This is a genomic window from Rhodococcus sp. AD45-ID, assembly GCF_003023755.1.
GTDB lineage: Bacteria > Actinomycetota > Actinomycetes > Mycobacteriales > Mycobacteriaceae > Rhodococcus_F > Rhodococcus_F globerula.
In genome coordinates this window covers 174926-190490 of the sequence record NZ_PYHL01000001.1, presented here as the reverse complement: position 1 = coordinate 190490, position 15565 = coordinate 174926, and the positions used below count along the sequence as shown (strand labels likewise).

The window sequence follows — 15565 nt, the reverse complement described above, 5'->3', positions numbered from 1 at the left end:
GATCAAGAAGAACAATTGATCACGGATCTGAAAACTGCGCCGCGAAATCTGCAATCCGTCGACACGGATATCTCTGGTTCGTTGGAGATTGAGTGTGGTCGCGCCCTGTTAGATTCGAGAGGTTACGACCTGCGCAATCGTCGGGCGGCAGCAGTTGGTCTGAAGGAAAGCGAGCCTGACAGTGCAATATTGCCGGCGATAGTTACGTTGACTTATGCGTCCATGTCCTCGACTTCACCCTGGCAGGAACCATGACAATCGGGTATCTGTTCTGGCGGTCCAGGCGTGAGGTGACAGAACTGTGCAGCAACTGACTCATCGCGGAAATCGGACCTCGTCGCGGCGCCCCGATCACGATGGTGAACGCGTCGTACTTCTCCGCCGTCGACACGATGAGATCTGCCGGGTCATCGTGCTTGCAGTCGTATGTCCACTTGCCGGGGTGAGATGTCAAAGCAGAGAGTGCGCGTTCACGTTGAGTGATCATCGCGGAATTGAGGCGTTTCTCGAACTGAGGTGAATCGGTTTCCACGGGTTGGTCCTCGGCATCGATGCAGTGAACGACATGAAGTGATGCATCTTCCGCGGTGGCCAGCGAGAGGGCAAAGTCCAGTACGTCACCGCCCGACGGTTCGCTGCCGATGCCCACCACAACATGGCGTGGATTGACGATGCCTTTTGCTGGGCTCTCGAGGTGGAAGGTGTGCTCGGGGTGTGGTCCGTCATGATGCTTCTTCATCGCGAGTTCTCCTTAACCAGGCGAACGAATCTACGAATTCGGAACTTTGACAACTACTTTACGGCTGTCGCCACTGAGTTTCCGGAGGCGGATTCCGCAGGAGAGGCCGTGGGACGGTATAAACGTCCTATGAGTCTTGACCCCGCGATTGCAGCAAAACTGAAGCGAAATGACGCCGGACTGTTCAGCGCAGTCGCGCAGGAAAAGTCCACAGGCGATGTGTTGATGGTCGCGTGGATGGACGACGAAGCACTCGCTCGCACATTGGAAACCCGTAAGGGAACGTACTATTCGCGTTCACGTCAGCAGTACTGGGTCAAGGGGGAGACGTCGGGCCACACCCAGTATGTCCACGAAGTTCGCCTCGACTGTGACGGCGATTCAGTCCTTCTGATCGTCGATCAGGAAGGCGCTGCGTGCCACACCGGCACACACACCTGCTTCGATACCGACGTTCTGCTCGCTGCAGAGTAGGAAAACTTCACCGAAGGGGAGCATTATGGCCGCGACGAAGACTCCGCAACCGCTCGACTATTCGTTTACCTCTCCGATCGAGAAGGACGGCGCGTTTGCGACGTATCTGACCGTGCCGGGGTCGGCGGACCTGCTCGGTACCCGGCGAGCAGTCAAGGTTGTCGGCACGCTGGACGGTGAGCACCCCTTCGAAGCGACCTTGATGCCCTCAGGCGACGGACCGCATTGGTTGCCACTGCGGGTAGCGCTGTGCAAAGCGATCGGTAAGAGCGCGGCAGGCGAAGAAGTGTCGGTTCACCTGCAGCAGCGTTTGAGCTGACTTTTGCCTTGATGAAGGAGCGTCATGGTCGCTGAAGCAGTTGACTCTTTGTCATTGGTAACCCGGCACCTGAGCGGGGTCAGTGGCGACGAGGGGAAAACGCGATCGCTCCACATGTCGCGTGAACTCGCGGCTCCGATCACGACGGTGTGGTCGGCAATAGCCGACTTGGATCGCATTCCACAGTGGTTCATGCCTGTTTCAGGCGACGCCCGACTCGGTAGTCGCTATCAACTCGACGGCAATGCCGGTGGTGAGATTCTGGCGTGCACCGCGCCGCACACACTGAAGATCACCTGGGAATACGGCGGTGACGTCAGCTACGTGACGATCAAATTGATCGAAACCTCCAGCGGGGAAACGCTATTCGATTTCGATCACACCGCCGATGTCGACCCGGATCGTTGGAGTGAATACGGGCCAGGTGCCGTAGGGGTCGGTTGGGACATGGGATTGCTGGGATTGGCACAACACGTCGAACAGGGAACCAACACACCACTGGAGGCGCCGGAGTGGTCGGCAAGTGACGAAGCCAAGGCATTCATGGCAGCCAGTAGTGAATTGTGGGCTGACGCCGCGATTGCTTCCGGCGACGATCCTGCGCAGGCGCGAGCCGCCGCCGCACGAACAACCGCTGCATACACCGGGTAGAGATCATCTCCGCGGACTAACATCGGAATAGTCTGGTTGTTGCGGGACTTCCGCGCCACGAGCGGAGACAACGATGGTGTACCGGCTCATCGAAAGTGCGACGGTATTCGTTCACTTCAGCTTCATTCTCTACGTGGTCTTCGGTGGTTTCGTGGCGTGGAAGTGGCGTCATACAATTGTTTTTCACCTCGTCGCAGTCGCGTGGGGTGCAGGTTCGGTCCTGATCGGATATGACTGCCCGCTCACGCATCTCGAGAACTGGGCCCGTCGGATGGCGGGAAGTTCCGAATTACCGTCCGCAGGGTTCATCTCTCACTACATTGCCGGCGTTTTCTATCCGGTCAGTATCGAAGCGATTGTCCAGGGCGTTGCCGCGACAGTGGTCGTGGGTTCCTGGGTGGGATACGTGTTGCTCGGACGGCATGTGAAGTCTGCGTCGGTAGGGGCGCAGCCACGCCGTTGATGGTGTTTTCAGGCGAGTCCGGTCTCCCACGTGAAGCCGTCCGGATCGGTGAACGGCGCCCCGTCACCAGTGATGATGATTCGACGCGATCCGCTGCCTTCGGGTGCGACGCCCGCATCCTTGGCCAGGGCCTTCCGGCCGTACAGCGCAACCGTGAGCTTTTTCGGGGGAGCTGTGAACTGGACGTACTTGCGTCCGTAGCTTTTCGACACCTCGAGACCGTGATCGACGTAGAACTGCTTACTGGCCTTGACATCCTCGACGCCGAGCAACAGCACGAGATCTTCGATCTCCCGGGTCGCTGGGCCGGTGTTCTTCTTCGACGACGTTGCCACTTTCCAGATTGCGCCGTCGGGTGCCTGTACAACACCGCCGTATCCCCAGAACGATTTCTTGACGGGCTTCAACACTGTGGCGCCGGCTTCGAGGGCCGCATCGACGAAGGCGTCGACGATGTTCGGCTGCGACACGACAAGCGAAAGCGTGTGGCCGCGGAACCCTGTTGTCGGTGTCTCCGACGCTCGTACACTCACGCGGTCTCCGACGCCGAAAGCATCGTAAAAGGATTGGGCGGCTGCGGTATCGGGGACTTCGAGGATCACGGACTCTGCGGTGGTCATATTGGCGCTCCTCGTTGATATGCGAGCGGACTGGGTATCACGTGGTGAATTCATGTCTGTAACGGTAGTTTCGGTGCGGCAACCAACGCTTCTCGATTCCTGATCGGTTTTGTGCGCGCTCCGGGCTGCTACGGGTTTGCCTGGATATCAACAGATCTGGTGTGGGTGTAGAGGTCGCGCAGCAGGGCGACCTCGGACAGATGATGGATCAGCTCGCGGTGGATGTGCAGCACCAGATCGGCCATCGCCAATTCGGGGTAAGGCTCCTTCGCTCCGACTGGTTCCCGCAGGCCGCTCTCGCCGAGACTCCGGACTCCGGCGAGCCAGATATCGAGCTGCGTCTGGAGTTGCTCGAGTGCCTCGGCCCCGGTGCCGGCATACTCCCAGGTCTCGTACGACGCGGCGGCAGCGCCGAAGTGTGAAGCATTCCGCGCGGCAAGCACACCGACAATGACGTGGCCGAGTCGCCACGCGATTGTCGTGAAAGGCGGTGGGACCGGCTCGGGAAAGGCGAAGTCGATCGCGAACTCTCCAGCGCCGACATGCATCGGTGCCGTCGACTGGCCGCGAGGACGGATGCTCCAGGCATTGGGCACCGGGGACCAGAAATACTCGTCGTCGGTGAGACCGTCGAGTCGAGTTTTGATCTGATGGTTCCAATGAAATTCCCACTGCTCGCGGAGCGTACGATTCCAGTCGAATTCAGTTGCGTTCATGTACTCACTCTGCCAGCGTCGCTAGCTACGTGCGTCGGAGAGCAATCACGGGAATAGTGCGGATTCCAGCCGTCTTCTCTGCGTACTCTGCAAAACCGGGATACCGCTTGGCCTGCTCGTTGAAGATCTTGTCGCGTTTGTCGCCGGTCACGTCGCTGACAGCAACCGAGTACTTTTCGGTGCCGACCTCGATTTCGGCGTGGTCCGTTGCAGTGAGGTTGTAGTACCAATCCGGATTGGTGGGGGCGCCGGCTTTGGACGCAAAGACGTAGATGGTGTCGGGGTCTTCCTCATCGGCCAGGTACATCATCGGGCTGACGAATTCACGTCCGGACTTTCGGCCTCGATGGTGGACCAACACCATCGGTGCGCCTTCGAAGGGGCCTCCCACGTGACCTTGATTTTCTCGGAATTGGGCAATGATGTCTGCGTTCCAGTCGTCAGTACTCATCGTCGTCTCCTGGTTAGGACTGTGGGGGTTTCGATAACAAAATCTTGGCACACCTTGGGATGCGAGGGGTTGTGTTCAGACATACTTGATCTATTATCTACGCATGAACGCAGATAGTCAGGTTTGTAGGCGGAAGCTTCCCGACGATCAGGTAAACCTCGTCGTCGAGGTGTTTCGGATGCTCGCTGACGCGACGCGTGTGCAGATTCTCTGGGCGTTGGTCGATCGAGAGTGCTCGGTGAACGAACTGGCGGAGCGCGTCGGAAAGCCCGCGCCGTCAGTGTCGCAGCACCTGGCAAAACTACGGATGGCTCGATTGGTGCGAACCCGTCGTGAAGGCACCACTGTGTTCTACCGCCTCGAGAACGACCATGTGCGCCAACTGGTTACCGACGCAGTCTTCAATGCCGAGCACGCCGGTCCAGGCTTGCCGGGGCATCACCGCACCGCCGGAGAACTCCGTGAGATACATCCTGAGCGCGTGCCTCGCGGAAATGAGGAGGAGGGGGCGTCATGACGCACGAACGCACTGTTGGTCACGGCCACGGCCACGGCCATGGCCATCCTCGCGGTGGTTTCCGGTCTGCCGTGCGTGATGTGTTTGCGCCACACAGTCATGACGCGGCCGACAGTGTCGACGACGCTCTCGAATCGAGCAGGATCGGTATCCGGGCAGTCAAGATCAGCTTGGTGGCGTTGGGAATCACTGCTTCGGTGCAAGTGGCGATCGTTGCGATCTCCGGGTCGGTGGCGCTGCTGGCGGACACCATTCACAACTTTTCGGATGCGCTTACCGCGATCCCGCTGTGGATTGCCTTTGCTCTTGGACGACGAGCGGCAACGCGTCGATATACCTACGGATTTGGCCGTGCCGAGGACTTGGCCGGACTGTTCGTCCTGGCCATGATCGCGCTGTCTGCGGTGGTTGCCGGTGTCGAGGCAGTTAGGCGGCTCATCAACCCGATCGAGATCGATCATCTGGGATGGGTTGCTGCCGCAGGTCTGGTGGGCTTCGTCGGCAACGAACTTGTGTCGTTGTACCGGATCAGGGTCGGTCGGCAGATCGGTTCCGCCGCACTGGTCGCCGACGGATTACACGCTCGGACAGACGGATTCACGTCATTGGCAGTTCTGCTCGGTGCCGGGGGAGTTGCGTTGGGATTCCCGCTTGCAGACCCGATCATCGGACTTGTCATCACCGCTGCCATAGTTGCCGTGCTCCGCAGCGCCGCTCGTGACGTGTTGCGACGTCTCATGGACGGCGTCGAACCGGAGTTGGTGGACGACGCTGAAACCGCTTTGCGTGCGGAACCCGGCGTTCTCGGGGTTCGCGGCTTGAAGATGCGGTGGATCGGTCATCGGTTGCACGCAGATGCCGAACTCGATATCGATCCATCTGCGAGTCTTGCGGAGGCCCACGCGATTGCGCACAGCGCCGAACACACATTGACGCACGCGGTTCCGAAGCTGTCCTCAGCGTTGGTTCATGCGTACCCCGCTCACACTACGCTCGACAGGCACACAACAACATGACCACTTTGTTCTGAATATCCTGTTCACTAGGGGTTTCCTCGGTACGCTACGAAGCGTCGATCGGACGTATCTCACGCCGCCACGGAACGGGGAAACCAGTGATCGCTCGGTACAGAAGGTCGCTCGTCGCCCTGATAGTGGTGTCATTGACGGTGGCCTTGGCTGCCTGCGCAACGGGTGATCCGGTATCTGGTGCCGGCGCCAATTACGGATCGGACGGGGCGCCGGCCGACTTCCGGGAACCGATCAAACTCAGTAGCGTGGACGGTGTTCTCGAGGTGCGATTGTCTGCGCACCAGGGATCGGTGCCGCTTGATACTGCGTCGGGAACAGTGTCGGACTTCTTGCTCTTCGGATACGACGTCATTCGTGGCGCAGCGTCTGATGGGTCGAGTTCCGGAACCGATGTGTATCCGGCTCCGACATTGCGGGTTAATCCTGGCGAGCGTTTGATTGTCCACTACGACAACGACTTGCAAGATCTCACGATCGAGGACTTCTACGATCCCGCATTCACTCCGGCGGGTGGTGAAGTACCGATCTATCCTCCGGTGCTGACGTCTGCGCCGCTCAATCTGCACACTCATGGCGTGCACGTCAGTCCGGACGGTAATGCCGACAACGTGTTGCTCAACATTCCCGCCGGGCAGGGGAATGTTTACGACTACGCGATTCCCGGAACGATGCCCAACGGTTTGTACTGGTACCACAGCCACCGTCACACGCTCACTGCTCAACAGACATATATGGGACTCGCGGGACTGTTGGAAATCGGCCGCCCCGATGGGAATTTGCCGATAGTGACGGCCAATGACGTACCAGTTCGCGATATGGCACTGCAGTACAACTTCATTTTTGACCGCAAAGGCCTGGGCCGAAAACTCAATGACGCGATGTGGCCACAATTTGTCAGCACTTTGGATCCGCCGACGGGTCAGGAACTTGCCGACGGCTCCTACCGCCCGAGTCTCGCGCCGGTGAATTTCTCGGAAACCACGGAGGGCTCACAGTATTTCACCAACTGGTACAGCGGGCCCTTGTCACCGGCCAACCATCGTGGGCAGAATCAGTTTGTCCCCGCAAATCTGCAGAGTTTCGTTGGCGAATCGACGAACGTTCCGGCCGATCTGTCGCTGCCGGACAATCAACGCGATGTGCAGTACACCGTGAACGGGCAGTTCCAACCTTCGTTGAAACTGAAGCCGGGTCAGACCGAAATCTGGGTGCTCGCCAATATCAGCGACTTCGCATACATGCCGGTTACGTTGACGGAAACCGCGACAGGCCACCATCCGCGGTTCGCGATAGTGGGTCAGGACGGAAACCCGTTCTCCGAGGTCAGGCCGCCGGTGGACGGTGACGGAACCAGGCTCGTGATTCCGCCGGCGTCGCGATACGCGATCGCGGTGACGATGCCGGAGTCCGGTGATCTGGTGCTGGAAATGCCGCCGCTCGACGGTGCACAACCGGTGAGCAATCCTGGCATTCTCTACACCAACAACGGCACCGATAATCCTCCTGCTGAGCTCGGAACCGTCACTGTCGACCCGTCGGTGATCAGTTACGCCGACGGATTCTTCACCTTCCCGACCCAGCAGCTGATCCGAGCAACGCCAGACGAAGGTGAAGGCAGGACAACACCATTCGAGTTCGGTAAGAAACTTGATGCCTATACGTCTTTCGTGGATACCGCAGCAGCGAATCCCGATGTGACCCGCAACCTGACTGTCTCTGGTGGATTCGGAAACAACAAGGCCAGTAACAGTGACCCGAAAGCCTTTACATATGAGTTCGCCGACAACACTTTCCCGAACATCCCCTTGATTCAGCCGCGGCTGAACTCGGTAGAGGAATGGACAATCACAAACCTCAACAATGACGAGCATCCAATGCACATCCACGTCAATGATTTTCAAGTGATGGAGGTTGTGGATCCTGTTGCCGGGACCACAACCGGGGTGCAGCAGTGGGGGATCGACAACGTCAACGTGCCTGCGCCTGTGACGGACGAGAATGAGAACGCGCTTGTACCGGCGTCGGTGACACTGCGTACCAAGTTCACCGAATACACGGGGACCTTTGTGATCCATTGCCATCGCCTCAATCACGAGGACAACGGTTTGATGGCGACGGTGAACGTGATTCCCGAAGTGTCGACGTATGCGGTTGCGGTGCCCGGCTCGCCCGGCGTGCCTGCGACCGTGCAGATCTTCGACGCGAACGGCGATACGATGCTCACAACCGTGACGCCATTCCCGTCGTTCGAGGGAACCCCGAGCGTGGCGATGGCAGACGTCAACGGTGACATGGTGCTCGACCTCATCGCTGGAACCGGCGCTGGCGGTGCACCAGAAGTGGTGGCGTACAACGCGGTCGACGGGCCACCGTTCACCGACGAACTGGCACGGTTTGCTCCTTTTGATGCAGGTTTCCGTGGTGGTGTCAACGTTGCCGGCGTCGATATCGACGGAAATGCATTGGCGGACAACATTATCGTGGCCTCCGGCCCGGGTATGGAATCGCAGGTCAAGATCTACTCCACCGTACTGCCGACGGACAAGAAGTCGGCGCCGGTCGAATTCGGATCGTTCATCCCATATCCGGGTTCGAGCAGCGGAGTCACCATTGCCACGGGAATGGTCGACGCGCATTCCGGCCGGGCGAGCATCGTGACTGCTCCCGGACCCGGCGACGAGCCGTTGGTGAAAACGTTCCGGTATGACCTGTACGAGCCGACAGCAGCGGCCGGAAAGACCGACGAACATGCAGGACACACAGGTGGGCCGGTGGCGACCTCGCAGTTCTTGGCATTCGATCAGAGCTATCGAGGTGGGGTATCACTGTCGACCGGTTGGGTGGCCGGTGCGGAAGGCGGCGCGAAATCCATAGTCGCCGGGATGAACGGCGGAGACGGAACGGTGCGAATCTTCTCGAGCGGATCACGCCTCGACGGATCACCTGAGATGTATCTGGAAAGCCCCGACCACCACTCAACCGACGTTGCCTTTCGGGAGATCGCGTCCTTCGGTCCGTTCGAGGGGCCCTCCGGCGTGAGCGTTGCGACTACCAGCACCACAACGGGGGCGGATTTGCTGATCAGCGGTAGCAGCGGAGCGAGTGCCGAAGTTCGGAAGTTTTCTTTGGGACGTGCAGATCCGTCTGCGACGACGCTTACGCCTAGCCTGATCGGAACATTGCCGCCCTATGCGAGTGGGATCGGAGCGTTGCCGCTAGGAGGTCGCTAGTGCGTATGTCGAACGTTGAATGCTGTTGCATGTCAGAAGTTCTCGAGCGTAGATCTCGTTAAACCTGTCCGAAATGCCTCTTGAATCGAATGGTTGTTCGAGTGCAATTGGGTCAAGGGTGGGGAGGCCTTGATGACGACGGTTTGCGATTCAACTTTGGTGGGGGATGTTGTCGCTGGTTCCGCGACGGGGGTGCGGGGCAGGTTGTGGCGATTGCGACCGGCTGAGGTTCGAGACGTTGCCGTCTGTGCGTCTGCGGAAATTCTTCGGCTGGAAGCGATTCGGGTTGCCGCAGTCGACGAGTTGGCACTCAACCCGGATGAACAGGTGCTCTGTTACCGGGGTGTTGGTCGCTGGTTGGCGGCGAACACGATGCTGCAGAACGCGGCCGGTAACAAGATCGCCGCCCTCGGTGCCGCACTGCGGGTATTCCCGGACATTGCTGCCCAATTCGAGGCCGGCGACCTCTCGCTCGATCATGCGGCAATAATCGTCGCGTTCTGCGAATCCCCACCAAAAGGAATGCCGGACAGGGCGTTACCGTCCTGTATGAAGACTCTTCTTGCTGCCGCATCCGGCGTGGAGGCGACCACCATCAAACTCCGCTATGCGATTGCAGTTCTGGAGCGGATATTCGAATCCGACGACACCCCGCCCGGTGAGGATGATGATCTCAATGTGTTGCGGATTTCGCCGACGCTCAACGGGCGCGTGGCGATCAAGGGCGATTTCGACGCGTTTACCGGTGAAATGTTGTTGTCGGCTCTCTCGGGTTTGTCGATGCCGAAACCGGCCGCGGACGGAACCCCGGATCAGCGGTCGGCAGCCAAACGCACCGCCGACGCGTTCACGGAGTTGATTCGCCGGTATCTCGACAATGCTGTCACCGGTGTTGATGGTGGTCAGCGTCCGCACGTGAATGTGCACATCACCGCGAAAGATCTTGCCGAGCATCGCGAATGCGCCGCTACGCGACCTAGCAGGGACGCAGAGCTTGATGTCGAAGATCTGGACGTCGGCTACATGCCCTGGATGAGACCACTGAGTGTGAGCCTGACCCGGATGCTCGCCTGTGACTGCATGCTCTCCACCGTGTTGATGGACGGCAACGGTGCACCGCTGGATGCGACGCCGCACAAACGCCTCGTCACACCCGAGCAACGCACTGCGCTGATCGCTCGGGACAAAGGCTGCGCCTTCCCGAACTGCGATGCGGTACCGGCCTGGTGCGATGCGCACCATATAAAACCGTGGTCGGTCGGCGGTTTGACGGTGATGGACAACCTCAGCCTCCTCTGTCGAAATCACCATCGGTTGATTCACAGCACCAGTGGGTTCCGCGGGATCTGGGAAATCAAGATGGGCGATGATCACAAACCGTGGTTCATCCCACCAGCTGCGATCGACCCGAAACAACGACGCCGACGCTCCACCACCCGCCAAGGTCCAGTTCACCGAGACTGAATCCGGCTCTGCCGGAACTGAACACCGCGTGCAAGCTTCGCATCACGAGCTAAGACGATGCGAAGCCAACACGCATGCGCAGCTCCTGAAGCAACACGCACGGGTTCGCACGGCATATTCGTGGCGAGGGCCAAAGCGGGTAAGTAGGATTCCGCAGATGATGGGGAGGCGCCGCGTTGCGATCAGTGCTGCTGCGTGGTGCTGTGCAATCAGGGCAGCGACCAGATCTGTGTAGTGACGAGATAGAACACCACAACCCAGAACACCGTCACCGCTGCGACGATCGCCAAACCCTGAGCATTTATCTTCGCCGCGGGAACATCGGCCGGCGGACGCAACCAGCGACTCAGCAGACGGTTCACGTAATAAGGCATCGTGAAGAAACTCATGATGAAGCTCGAGAGAAGGTTTCCCACCAACAACCCAAGCCAGAGCGGCATTTTCAGTGGTGACAATGCCAAGGTCAGCAAGACGACAGTCGGGTACAGGCCAACCCACACCGCGATCGCAGTCTTGGTGTCCGATGGTGGTGGGGCTTCGTTGCCGTTCTCGTCGAACGCAAACCAACTGCCGAATGAATTGTCGACGGTGCGCAATTCGAAATCGTGGAACCTACGCCCCTCGGCAAGGAGTTCCTGACGTTCGGGGGAGGTCAGCCAGGTATCGAGATGGGCGGCGCTGTCGAAGCGGTAGAGAGTGGTCCATTCGTCTTGGACTCCGTCGACGGGTCGGAAAAGTTCGGTGCCGCGGAATCCCTCGAACGTGCTTTCCACCTCGCGCAGGCGGTCTTGCCAGGCAAGGAATTCCTCGATGTTGTCATCACTGACTCGGTGTGACACGACAACGGTGAGAAGTGGATCGGGTGGTTTGATCCCGCCACTCACTACCTGTTGGGTACCGGGTCCGTCGAAGAATTGGCGGCCGCGCTCGAGGAAATCCTGACGTGTCGCGCTGTTGATCCAGGCCTGAACATGAGCGATGGAGTCGAAGCGATACACGATTACCCACTCCGGGTGGATGGCCGTCGGCGCGGACACTTCGGTGCCCAGAAATCCGGCGTAGCCCGCGGCAGCCCGGTTGAGGTCCTTTTGCCAGACTTCGAACTGCTCTGCCATTCCGGCGTGTACCCGCTGACCGATGATGACTGTGGCGATGTTGTCGGCGGATGTTTCCGCGGTCATCGGTTCAACCCCGTGTAGATCCGTTCAGGAGTGAGGGGAAGCGACCGGAATCGGGTGCCGGTCGCGTTATGCACAGCATTCGCCAGGGCCGGGGCGACCGGGTTGATGCAGCACTCCGCCATGCCTTTCGAGCGGAGTGGGCCGACGGAATCAGCCGAATCGACCAATATCACCTCGGTGCGAGGAACATCTGCATACGTGGGAATGCGATAGTTTCGCAAGTTCGGGTTCATCATCGCGCCGGCTGCGTCCACATGAAAGTTCTCGGTGAGAGCAAAGCCGATTCCCTGCGCGACGCCACCTTCGATTTGCCCTCGAACTTGTGCGGGATTGATGATCACACCAGCGTCGGTCGCATGAACGCTGGAGAGTATCCGGATTTCGCCGGTTATCCGGTGCACCGCGATGCGGAAGCCGTGAGTATTGGACACCACGCTCCGCGGCGATCCGTAGGCCTTGCGGGCCACGGTAAATCGGATCCCGCGTTGCCTCGCGGCGTCGAGAACTTCTTGCAGAGTCAATCGTGTACTTGCGCAGACGATCTTGTCGTCGTCCATCGAGCACTGATCGACTGCAACGCCAGTGTGGTGTGCGGCAAAGGCAAGTAGGCGATCTCGCAACGCATTCGATGCTCGCAAGACAGCGTTTCCGGCTACAAACAGGCCCGCACTGGCAAAAGCGCCTGTGTCGAAACCGGTACGGTCGGTGTCCGACTGGATGATTCGCACGCGGGACGGTGTGGTTCCCAACTGATTCGCGGCGATCTGGACGTGAGCGGTGGACGTTCCTTCGCCGAATTCGACTGTGCCGATGGCAAGTTCGTACATACAGTCGTCGCCGAGCGTGAGCCACGCCTCCGAGATGTGCTCAGTGGGTGGGGCGGTCTCGTGTAACGAGCTGGCCGTGCCGGTACCGATGAGCCAGTCCTCGCCGAGAGATGGGACCGGCGTGCGATCCAAAGCGGAGTCCACCAGGTCGATGCACTGGCCGAGTCCGTCTTCGGTGAAGATGACGTCATCGGGTCCGTCCTCGAGCGCCACAAGTGAATCGCCTGGCCGCACGATGTTGCGTCGGCGCAGTTCCAGCGGGTCCATGTTCAACGCGAGTGCGAGTTCGGTCATCGCGGACTCCACGGCAAATGCGGGCTGAGTCATCCCGTAACCGCGCAGGGCTCCACTCGGAACGTTGTTCGTGTAGACGGAATACGCGTCGAACTTCTTGTTTGCGCATCGGTACAGCGAGACGGCAGCTCCGCCGGCGAACAACGTTTCACCGCCGTGGTTTCCGTAGGCGCCGGTGTTGGAGATGTTTCGGTACTGAAATGCGGTCAGCGTCCCGTCCGCCGTGGCGCCCAATTTGATGGTCAATTTCATCGGATGTCGCGGAGATGCGGTGGTGAACTCCTCTTCGCGCGTGAACTCGAGGCTGACGGGTCGGCCCGTGTCCAGTGTTGCCAGTGCAACGAGGTCTTCCGTGATCACCTCTTGTTTTCCGCCGAATCCGCCGCCCACCCGTTTGCAGAACACGCGAAGCTGATCCGGGCGCAGATCGAACAGGTGGGAGAGTTTGACCTTGGCAATCGACGGCGACTGCGAGCTGGTGCGCACGTGTAGGCGTTCGTCTTCCATCCAGGCGATGGAACCGTGCGTCTCGAGGTGCGCATGTTGGACCCGGGGCGAGAAGTACGTGCCTTCGTGGATCACGTCCGCCGCTGCAAACCCGGCTTCCACGTCGCCGACATGCCCATGGATCTCGAGCAGGATGTTGTGCTCGGGGTCGCGGACAAACGGGTCGTCCGATCCGTGCAATGGCGGGGCGCCATCGGCCATCGCCTCCTCTGGATCGAAAACAGCCGGGAGAACCTCGTACTCGACCACAACTCTGCGACGACCTTCTTCGGCTGCGGCAATGGATTCGGCAAGTACGGCTACCACCCGCTGCCCGACGAAGCGCACCACGTTGTCGAGAATGTAGGTGTCGTCGGGATCCACAAGGTGGTCGGTATGGATAGCCGTCGTGAAACGCTTGCGCGGCACGTCTTTCCAGGTATAGACGCGGTGCACTCCAGGAACGGCGAGCGCAGCAGCAGTGTCGATCGAGGCGATGCGCGCGTGGGCGTGCGGTGAATGCAGCACCTTCAGATGCAGCATCCCGCCCGTCGATGTATCGATCGTTGTATCCATCGTGAACTCGGCGCGGCCGGTCACGATATCGGTAGCGGCGGGTGCGCCGACGCTTGTCCCTACTGCTTGCCCGGGTAGTGCGACCTCGATCGCGCTGACTCCGTTGACCGCGTCCTCGATCGCTCGATAACCGGTGCAGCGGCACAGGTTTCCTTTCAGGGCGCGCGGCAGGTCGTCCTTCTGATCGTCGGTCAATGCTGCCGCCGTCATGATCATGCCGGCGGTGCAGAAGCCGCATTGAAATCCAGGCGCGTCGCGGAACTGCGCCTGCATCGGGTGCAGATTCTCCGGAGTGCCTAGGCCTTCGATAGTCGTGACTTCCCGACCTTCGGCTCGAAAGGCGGGGGTGATGCAGCTGTGGATCGGAGCGCCGTCAAGCCAGACGGTGCAGGCTCCACAATCGCCCCCGTCACATCCTTTCTTGACGCCGTGATGGCCGAGTGTCCGGAGGAAGGTACGGAGACACTGCCCGGCGAATGGCTGCTCGCTGAAGATCCTGCCGTTCACCACGTAGCTCATAACCGGTCCTCGCTCAGTTCCAGGCGCAGCTCCTCGGCGTAATGCCGGGCGAGGTGAAGGCGGTGGTCAGGGGTGCCGTTCGGGTCGTCGAACCAGGCAGCTTCAGGAATGGCATTGATGACGTGCTGCAGAGAATCGCGGTCCGGGATGGTGGCAAACGACAGTTGGATCGGTCGGGTTGTTCCGGCGGTGATGGTGAGCAGGAGATCAGTAGTCCCCGGTGTCCGAGTAGCGATCATGAAGATGGTGGAACGGCCGAGGTGCGTGAGACTGAATCGGCGGTGGGCGTGACGTTTGGTGAGCGCGTGAATCGGAATGTCGATGCTACGAAGCACCTCGCCCGGTTCGAGGATGTTCTGGTGGTCTCCGATCACAAAATCGGCGGCGTCGACGATTCGTTCGGTGCCGTCGGTGGACCACAGCGTGTATGTCGCCTCGAGTGCGACGCACAGCGTGATCATCGGGCCGGCGGGCAGCGACATGCAGATGTTCCCGCCCACGGTTGCGCTGTTCCAGACTTTGAACGAGGACAGGAAGTACTCACAACTGATACGACAGAGTTGAGCGGCCGGCCAATCACCCGGCGCTACAAACGTATACAGGTCGTGGATCGTGCAGGTTGCGCCGATGGTGAGACCGGTCGCGTGTGTTTCCAGCGGCGTCCAGCCCAGCGTTGTCAGATCGACAAGGCGATCCAGATCGGGTTGTTCTGCTGAAAACAGCCATGTACCACCGGCAAGCCACGCGTCGCCGACCCGCCAGATCGCACCGGGGCGATCCGGTGGTCGCCGAACTACGTCGTTGATGGTGGTGAGGTCCATGCGTCGTGCTCCCCTCGGGGAAGTGACATACCGGACTGCGACATTACCGAGTACACGAAGCGCATTCACATGTTTCGGGTATTTCAGACCAATCGGAATTAAGTCCAACTGGTCGGTGCATGCGATTTCAGATTTTGGGTACGTCTGAGTACGGGGCGGGTTCCGCCTCTTGCATTTTGCGAGCTC

The 15565-nt window shown here is 59.7% G+C and carries 15 protein-coding genes; 8 read left to right on the top strand and 7 right to left on the bottom strand.

The features are described from left to right. Positions 1-202 precede the first annotated feature (202 nt). Positions 203-739, bottom strand: a complete 537-nt coding sequence (locus C7T36_RS00785) for a universal stress protein (protein WP_045070153.1) — start codon at positions 737-739, stop codon at positions 203-205. A 129-nt stretch (positions 740-868) separates the two neighbouring features. Between C7T36_RS00785 and hisI the strand changes: the two genes are divergently transcribed. From hisI to C7T36_RS00765, 4 genes are all read left to right on the top strand, one after another. Further along, a complete protein-coding gene (hisI, locus tag C7T36_RS00780) occupies positions 869-1213 on the top strand; it encodes a phosphoribosyl-AMP cyclohydrolase (RefSeq protein ID WP_033230902.1) in 345 nt (114 codons plus the stop codon). Between the two features lie 25 nt (positions 1214-1238). Further along, positions 1239-1532, top strand: coding sequence for a DUF1905 domain-containing protein (locus tag C7T36_RS00775; protein WP_033230901.1), 294 nt, complete (start codon positions 1239-1241; stop codon positions 1530-1532). A 24-nt stretch (positions 1533-1556) separates the two neighbouring features. After that, on the top strand, positions 1557-2183 hold the full coding sequence (locus C7T36_RS00770; RefSeq protein ID WP_045070150.1) for an SRPBCC family protein: 627 nt from the start codon (positions 1557-1559) through the stop codon (positions 2181-2183). A gap of 73 nt (positions 2184-2256) precedes the next feature. Further along, positions 2257-2646, top strand: coding sequence for a DUF2784 domain-containing protein (locus C7T36_RS00765; RefSeq protein ID WP_045070148.1), 390 nt, complete (start codon positions 2257-2259; stop codon positions 2644-2646). Positions 2647-2654: 8 nt separating this feature from the next. Here C7T36_RS00765 and C7T36_RS00760 read toward each other — a convergent pair whose 3' ends face one another. The 3 genes from C7T36_RS00760 to C7T36_RS00750 all read right to left on the bottom strand — a co-directional run bounded on the left by C7T36_RS00760 (position 2655) and on the right by C7T36_RS00750 (position 4433). After that, the gene (locus tag C7T36_RS00760) at positions 2655-3266 is read right to left on the bottom strand and encodes a glyoxalase (protein WP_045070146.1); all 612 of its coding nucleotides are present in this window, start codon (positions 3264-3266) and stop codon (positions 2655-2657) included. Positions 3267-3394: 128 nt separating this feature from the next. After that, a complete protein-coding gene (locus tag C7T36_RS00755) occupies positions 3395-3982 on the bottom strand; it encodes a DinB family protein (protein WP_033230897.1) in 588 nt (195 codons plus the stop codon). 25 nt (positions 3983-4007) lie between these two features. Beyond that, positions 4008-4433, bottom strand: coding sequence for a nitroreductase/quinone reductase family protein (locus tag C7T36_RS00750; protein WP_033230896.1), 426 nt, complete (start codon positions 4431-4433; stop codon positions 4008-4010). A 103-nt stretch (positions 4434-4536) separates the two neighbouring features. Here C7T36_RS00750 and C7T36_RS00745 point away from each other — a divergent pair, with 103 nt between their 5' ends. The 4 genes from C7T36_RS00745 to C7T36_RS00730 all read left to right on the top strand — a co-directional run bounded on the left by C7T36_RS00745 (position 4537) and on the right by C7T36_RS00730 (position 10675). After that, positions 4537-4950: a metalloregulator ArsR/SmtB family transcription factor gene (locus C7T36_RS00745; protein ID WP_084703014.1), complete on the top strand. Its 414-nt coding sequence runs from the start codon at positions 4537-4539 to the stop codon at positions 4948-4950. Beyond that, a complete protein-coding gene (locus C7T36_RS00740; protein ID WP_045070141.1) occupies positions 4947-5966 on the top strand; it encodes a cation diffusion facilitator family transporter in 1020 nt (339 codons plus the stop codon). Before C7T36_RS00745 ends, C7T36_RS00740 begins: the two co-directional genes overlap by 4 nt. Positions 5967-6103: 137 nt before the next feature. After that, entirely contained in the window at positions 6104-9211 is a 3108-nt protein-coding gene (locus C7T36_RS00735) for a multicopper oxidase family protein (protein ID WP_375128876.1), read from the top strand. Between the two features lie 132 nt (positions 9212-9343). After that, positions 9344-10675 (top strand): HNH endonuclease signature motif containing protein, encoded by a 1332-nt coding sequence (locus tag C7T36_RS00730; protein ID WP_045070136.1) that lies wholly within the window; start codon positions 9344-9346, stop codon positions 10673-10675. A gap of 209 nt (positions 10676-10884) precedes the next feature. On the opposite strand, the gene C7T36_RS00725 is transcribed toward C7T36_RS00730, so the two are convergent. From C7T36_RS00725 to C7T36_RS00715, 3 genes are read right to left on the bottom strand one after another with little or no spacing between them, the layout of a single operon-like run. After that, positions 10885-11856 (bottom strand): antibiotic biosynthesis monooxygenase, encoded by a 972-nt coding sequence (locus C7T36_RS00725; RefSeq protein WP_045070134.1) that lies wholly within the window; start codon positions 11854-11856, stop codon positions 10885-10887. After that, positions 11853-14558: a molybdopterin-dependent oxidoreductase gene (locus tag C7T36_RS00720; RefSeq protein WP_045070132.1), complete on the bottom strand. Its 2706-nt coding sequence runs from the start codon at positions 14556-14558 to the stop codon at positions 11853-11855. The genes C7T36_RS00725 and C7T36_RS00720 overlap by 4 nt, the downstream gene beginning before the upstream one ends. Beyond that, the gene (locus C7T36_RS00715) at positions 14555-15379 is read right to left on the bottom strand and encodes an FAD binding domain-containing protein (RefSeq protein ID WP_033230890.1); all 825 of its coding nucleotides are present in this window, start codon (positions 15377-15379) and stop codon (positions 14555-14557) included. Before C7T36_RS00715 ends, C7T36_RS00720 begins: the two co-directional genes overlap by 4 nt. Positions 15380-15565: the final 186 nt, after the last annotated feature.

Coding starts and splice junctions, on each gene's coding strand:
- C7T36_RS00740 (WP_045070141.1), top strand. CDS start 4,947: ATGACGCACGAACGCACTGTTGGTCACGGCCACGGCCACGGCCATGGC.
- C7T36_RS00750 (WP_033230896.1), bottom strand. CDS start 4,433: ATGAGTACTGACGACTGGAACGCAGACATCATTGCCCAATTCCGAGAA.
- C7T36_RS00715 (WP_033230890.1), bottom strand. CDS start 15,379: ATGGACCTCACCACCATCAACGACGTAGTTCGGCGACCACCGGATCGC.
- C7T36_RS00785 (WP_045070153.1), bottom strand. CDS start 739: ATGAAGAAGCATCATGACGGACCACACCCCGAGCACACCTTCCACCTC.
- C7T36_RS00730 (WP_045070136.1), top strand. CDS start 9,344: ATGACGACGGTTTGCGATTCAACTTTGGTGGGGGATGTTGTCGCTGGT.
- C7T36_RS00755 (WP_033230897.1), bottom strand. CDS start 3,982: ATGAACGCAACTGAATTCGACTGGAATCGTACGCTCCGCGAGCAGTGG.
- C7T36_RS00720 (WP_045070132.1), bottom strand. CDS start 14,558: ATGAGCTACGTGGTGAACGGCAGGATCTTCAGCGAGCAGCCATTCGCC.
- C7T36_RS00770 (WP_045070150.1), top strand. CDS start 1,557: ATGGTCGCTGAAGCAGTTGACTCTTTGTCATTGGTAACCCGGCACCTG.
- C7T36_RS00765 (WP_045070148.1), top strand. CDS start 2,257: ATGGTGTACCGGCTCATCGAAAGTGCGACGGTATTCGTTCACTTCAGC.
- C7T36_RS00725 (WP_045070134.1), bottom strand. CDS start 11,856: ATGACCGCGGAAACATCCGCCGACAACATCGCCACAGTCATCATCGGT.
- hisI (WP_033230902.1), top strand. CDS start 869: ATGAGTCTTGACCCCGCGATTGCAGCAAAACTGAAGCGAAATGACGCC.
- C7T36_RS00745 (WP_084703014.1), top strand. CDS start 4,537: ATGAACGCAGATAGTCAGGTTTGTAGGCGGAAGCTTCCCGACGATCAG.
- C7T36_RS00775 (WP_033230901.1), top strand. CDS start 1,239: ATGGCCGCGACGAAGACTCCGCAACCGCTCGACTATTCGTTTACCTCT.
- C7T36_RS00760 (WP_045070146.1), bottom strand. CDS start 3,266: ATGACCACCGCAGAGTCCGTGATCCTCGAAGTCCCCGATACCGCAGCC.